The 5814-nt window shown below is 60.5% G+C and carries 3 rRNA genes; all 3 read left to right on the top strand.

Annotation, left to right across the window (positions count from 1 at the left end):
* Positions 1-267 precede the first annotated feature (267 nt).
* The 3 genes from D2E22_RS10360 to rrf all read left to right on the top strand — a co-directional run bounded on the left by D2E22_RS10360 (position 268) and on the right by rrf (position 5802).
* Positions 268-1809 (top strand): 16S ribosomal RNA (locus D2E22_RS10360).
* A gap of 581 nt (positions 1810-2390) precedes the next feature.
* Positions 2391-5482, top strand: a 23S ribosomal RNA gene (locus tag D2E22_RS10355).
* Positions 5483-5685: 203 nt separating this feature from the next.
* Positions 5686-5802, top strand: a 5S ribosomal RNA gene (gene rrf / locus D2E22_RS10350).
* Together the 16S, 23S and 5S rRNA genes form the textbook arrangement of a ribosomal RNA operon.
* The last annotated feature ends 12 nt before the right edge of the window (positions 5803-5814 follow it).

Raw genomic sequence — 5814 nt, 5'->3', positions numbered from 1 at the left:
TCTTGCTGCCGGTTGGTGAGCTTCGGGACTGGGTTCCGGTGTGATCTGGCTGTGTGTGGTGGTTTGAGAACTCAATAGTGTGTACTGTACTACTTCATCATGCGACCCTTTTTGTGGTTGTGTGGTGGTCTTTGATTGCCAGTCCGATGCCCGCCCGTGTGGTACCCGAGGGGGTTTGATGGGTGTCGGGGTTTTTGTGTGACCGTCCTTCCTTATTGGATGGTCCGTCTTTTTCTTTTGGGGCCGTTTGGCTCTTCATGAAGGTTTTTTGTGGAGGGTTCGATTCTGGCTCAGGATGAACGCTGGCGGCGTGCTTAACACATGCAAGTCGAACGGGATCCCTGGCAGCTTGCTGCCGGGGTGAGAGTGGCGAACGGGTGAGTAATGCGTGACCAACCTGCCCCATGCACCGGAATAGCTCCTGGAAACGGGTGGTAATGCCGGATGCTCCGCGCCCTCCGCATGGGGGTGTGGGAAATGCTTTTGCGGCATGGGATGGGGTCGCGTCCTATCAGCTTGTTGGCGGGGTGACGGCCCACCAAGGCGTTGACGGGTAGCCGGCCTGAGAGGGTGACCGGCCACATTGGGACTGAGATACGGCCCAGACTCCTACGGGAGGCAGCAGTGGGGAATATTGCACAATGGGCGCAAGCCTGATGCAGCGACGCCGCGTGCGGGATGGAGGCCTTCGGGTTGTAAACCGCTTTTGTTCAAGGGCAAGGCAGGTCTTCGGGCCTGTTGAGTGGATTGTTCGAATAAGCACCGGCTAACTACGTGCCAGCAGCCGCGGTAATACGTAGGGTGCAAGCGTTATCCGGATTTATTGGGCGTAAAGGGCTCGTAGGCGGTTCGTCGCGTCCGGTGTGAAAGTCCATCGCTTAACGGTGGATCCGCGCCGGGTACGGGCGGGCTTGAGTGCGGTAGGGGAGACTGGAATTCCCGGTGTAACGGTGGAATGTGTAGATATCGGGAAGAACACCAATGGCGAAGGCAGGTCTCTGGGCCGTTACTGACGCTGAGGAGCGAAAGCGTGGGGAGCGAACAGGATTAGATACCCTGGTAGTCCACGCCGTAAACGGTGGATGCTGGATGTGGGGCCCTTTCCACGGGTTCCGTGTCGGAGCTAACGCGTTAAGCATCCCGCCTGGGGAGTACGGCCGCAAGGCTAAAACTCAAAGAAATTGACGGGGGCCCGCACAAGCGGCGGAGCATGCGGATTAATTCGATGCAACGCGAAGAACCTTACCTGGGCTTGACATGTGCCTGACGATCCCGGAAACGGGGTTTCCCTTCGGGGCGGGTTCACAGGTGGTGCATGGTCGTCGTCAGCTCGTGTCGTGAGATGTTGGGTTAAGTCCCGCAACGAGCGCAACCCTCGCCGCATGTTGCCAGCGGGTTATGCCGGGAACTCATGCGGGACCGCCGGGGTCAACTCGGAGGAAGGTGGGGATGACGTCAGATCATCATGCCCCTTACGTCCAGGGCTTCACGCATGCTACAATGGCCGGTACAACGCGATGCGACATGGTGACATGGGGCGGATCGCTGAAAACCGGTCTCAGTTCGGATCGCAGTCTGCAACTCGACTGCGTGAAGGCGGAGTCGCTAGTAATCGCGGATCAGCAACGCCGCGGTGAATGCGTTCCCGGGCCTTGTACACACCGCCCGTCAAGTCATGAAAGTGGGCAGCACCCGAAGCCGGTGGCCCAACCGCTTTTGCGGGGGGAGCCGTCTAAGGTGAGGCTCGTGATTGGGACTAAGTCGTAACAAGGTAGCCGTACCGGAAGGTGCGGCTGGATCACCTCCTTTCTACGGAGTTTTTGCGGGGCGCCTGTGTGGCGTCCGTGTTGTGGGGCGACCGGTTCGCCCGCCCTGTGTGGGGTGGGGGGTCGTCCTTGCTGGTGTGGAAGAGATCGAAGGTTTGGTCTCCGGCCTGCGGGGTCGGGGGTCGTGGTGCGGTGCATGCTGTTGGGTCCCCGGATCGCCACGCCCCTTCGGGGGTGGGTGTTCCGCGCCCATGGGCCTTGCGTGATGCTTGTGGTGTCGTGCGGGGCTTGTGGTGTGGTGGTGGTTTGAGAACTGGAGAGTGGACGCGAGCAACGGCCATGCTTCCTCTTTTGTGTGGGGGTGTGGTTGGTGTTCGTACTGTGAATGAACCGAGGCGCATCGTCCTTTCCCTGTCGGGTGGGGTGGTGCGGCCTGGATGCATCCGTCCTTGGTTGGCGGGTGTGTGTGTTCGTTCGTTTGTTTCGTGTCGGCCATGCCCTTGCGGGGGTGTGGTTGATGTGTGTGATGATCTGATAGTCGAGTGTTCCAGTTGGACACAAGTTGTTGTGTTTTTCGTTGTGTGTTCGCGGCGGCCGTCGCCTATGGGCCTTCGGGCTGGTGGGTTGGTCGTTGTGAAGGGCGCAGTGGTGGATGCCTTGGCAGACAGTACCGATGAAGGACGCGTGGGGCCGCGATAGTCCTCGGGGAGCCGCCGACATGGCTTTGATCCGAGGGTTTCCGAATGGGGCAACCCGCCAGCCGTCATGGGCTGGCACCGCATGTGTTGCGGGGGGTACGCAGGGAAGTGAAACATCTCAGTACCTGCAGGAGAGGATACTCCGTGAGTAGTGGCGAGCGAAAGCGGATGATGGCTAAACCGTGGTCGTGTGATACCCGTCGGGGGTTGCGGCCGCGGTGTCGTGGGAGCGTGTGTCCCGGTGCCGACGTGCCGGGCGTCAGTGATAAATACCGTGTGTGAGGCGAACCGGGTTGGATACCGGGCCGTAGAGGGTGATGGCCCCGTAGCCGAACGCGCATGGTCTGGCGATCGCGTGTCCCGAGTAGCGCGGGCCTCGTGGAATCCCGTGTGAATCCGCCCAGACCGTTGGGTAAGCCTGAGTATAGCTGTCTGACCGATAGTGGACGAGTACCGTGAGGGAAAGGTGAAAAGCACCCCGGGAGGGGAGTGAAAGAGTTCCTGAAACCGTGCGCCTACGAACCGTCGGAGCCTTCCTTGCGGGGGGTGACGGCGTGCCTATCGAAAAATGAGTCTGCGAGTCAGTGGCATGTGGCGAGCATAAGCCGTGTGGCGTATGCGTAGCGAAAGCGAGTCTGAAAAGGCGTTGTCAGTCGCGTGTCCTGGACCCGAAGCGGGATGATCTAGCCCTGGGCAGGTTGAAGCGCGGGTAAGACCGCGTGGAGGACCGCACCCACTTAGGTTGAAAACTGAGGGGATGACCTGGGGTTAGGGGTGAAAGGCCAATCAAATTCCGTGATAGCTGGTTCTCTCCGAAATGCATTTAGGTGCAGCGTCGGTTGATTGCGCGCAGGGGGTAGAGCTACTGGATGCTTGCGGGCCCGTACCGGGTACCAACAGCAACCAAACTCCGAATACCTGTCGCGTGTATGCCGGCGGTGAGTCGGCGGGGGATAAGCTCCGTCGTCGAGAGGGAGACAGCCCAGACCGTCGTCTAAGGTCCCCAAGCGCGTGCTAAGTGGGAAAGGATGTGGAGTCGCATAGACAGCCAGGAGGTTGGCTCAGAAGCAGCCATCCTTGAAAGAGTGCGTAACAGCTCACTGGTCTAGTGGTTCCGCGCCGACAATGTAGCGGGGCTCAAGCACGCCACCGAAGACGCGGACGTCGATCCTTTGGGTCGGCGTGGTAGGAGAGCGTCCCATGAGGGTCGAAGCCGCCGGGTGACCGTGTGGTGGACTTCATGGGAGTGAGAATGCAGACATGAGTAGCGAGAGCAGGGTGAGGATCCCTGCCGCTGGATGACCAAGGGTTCCAGGGCCACGTTCGTCGTCCCTGGGTGAGTCGGGTCCTAAGGCGAGGCCGACAGGCGTAGTCGAATGGATGAACGGGTTGATATTCCCGTACCGGCCGTATGACCGATCAGCGATCCCTTACGAAATACCCGGTTTCACCATGAGGCGTCCTCCTTTCGGGGATGGCGCCGATTGGCTGGTCCCGGGTGGCTTGTCTGGGGTCGAGCGCATGGAGTGACGCGGACGGGTAGCCGGCCGGGGAGGTGGTTTTCCCTGGTCAAGCGTGCGGCCCCGCCCCCAGGCAAATCCGGGGGCAGTACGGGGCGAGGCGTGATGATGGGGGCCCTTGCGGCCCGATATCCGGTGATCCCGTCGGCCGAGAAAAGCTTCGGCGTGAGGTCGGCGGCCGCTCGTACCCCAAACCGACACAGGTGGTCAGGTAGAGTATACCGAAGCGAGCGAGCGAATCCTGGTCAAGGAACTCGGCAAACCGCTCCCGTGCCTTCGGCATAAGGGAGACCCCCCGCGGTGACGGCCCTGTGCGGTCTCGAGCGGTGGGGGGTGGCACAAGCCAGGGGGTAGCGACTGTTTACCAAAAACACAGGTGCATGCCAAGACGCAAGTCGCCGTATATGCACTGACGCCTGCCCGGTGCCGGAAGGTTAAGAGGATCCATCAGCGCTTTCGGGCGCGAAGTGGTGAATTCAAGCCCCGGTAAACGGCGGTGGTAACTATAACCATCCTAAGGTAGCGAAATTCCTTGTCGGGTAAGTTCCGACCTGCACGAATGGCGTAACGACTTCCCCGCTGTCTCGACCAGGAGCTCGGCGAAATTGCAGTACGAGTAAAGATGCTCGTTAAGCGCAGAAGGACGAAAAGACCCCGGGACCTTTACTATACCTTGGTATTGGCATCAGGTGCGGATTGTGTAGCATAGGCGGGAGACCGTGAAGCATGCACGCCAGTGTGTGTGGAGTCGACCAGTGAAATACCGCTCTGTCCCCATCTGATGCCTAACCCGGACAAGTCAGCCTTGTCGGGGAGAGTGCCTGGCGGGTAGTTTAACTGGGGCGGTTGCCTCCCAAAGAGTAACGGAGGCGCTCAAAGGTCCGCTCGGCCCGGTTGGCAATCGGGTGTCGAGTGTAATCGCACAAGCGGGCTTGACTGCGAGATCGACGGATCGAGCAGGGACGAAAGTCGGAGATAGTGATCCGGTGCCGGCGTACGGACGCGGCATCGCTCAACGGATAAAAGGTACCCCGGGGATAACAGGCTGATCATTCCCAAGAGTCCATATCGACGGGATGGTTTGGCACCTCGATGTCGGCTCGTCGCATCCTGGGGCTGGAGCAGGTCCCAAGGGTTCGGCTGTTCGCCGATTAAAGCGGCACGCGAGCTGGGTTCAGAACGTCGTGAGACAGTTTGGTCTCTATCCTCTGCGCTCGTTGGAATCCTGAGGAGGCCTGCCCATAGTACGAGAGGACCTGGGTGGACGAACCTCTGGTATGCCGGTTGTCGCGCCAGCGGCACGGCCGGTTGGCTACGTTCGGGAGGGATAACCGCTGAAAGCATCTAAGCGGGAAGCCCGCTCCAAGATAAGGATTCCTGGCACCCCCTTTCGCGGGGTGCGTGAGACCCCACATGAGACCATGTGGTCGATAGACCGGACGTGGAAGCCCCGCGAGGGGTGGAGCCGACCGGCACTAACGGTCGAAGACGACCCCCACCGCGACAAGCCCCCGCGTGACGCACGCGACCGGGACACGCGACCCGAGGGATCAGCACACGAACCAAAGCATCAACACGCGCAACCAACGAACACTCGTTCCTTCGGTACGAACACGACACGCGTCCACCATCCGGTCCCCGAACCAGCCACCAACCCCTCCTCAAGGGAGGGGTGAACACGAAATAAGAGAACAACAGTCTTGCGGCGGTCACAGCCCAGGGGAGACGCCCGGTCCCATTCCGAACCCGGAAGCTAAGACCTGGCACGGCGATGGTACTGCACCCGACAGGGTGTGGGAGAGTAGCACGCCGCCGCACCCACACTTCACA

Origin of the sequence: Bifidobacterium castoris (assembly GCF_003952025.1) — a bacterium.
Lineage (GTDB): Bacteria > Actinomycetota > Actinomycetes > Actinomycetales > Bifidobacteriaceae > Bifidobacterium > Bifidobacterium castoris.
Note: the sequence above shows the minus strand (reverse complement) of the source record. Positions and strands in the feature narration are given on the sequence as shown.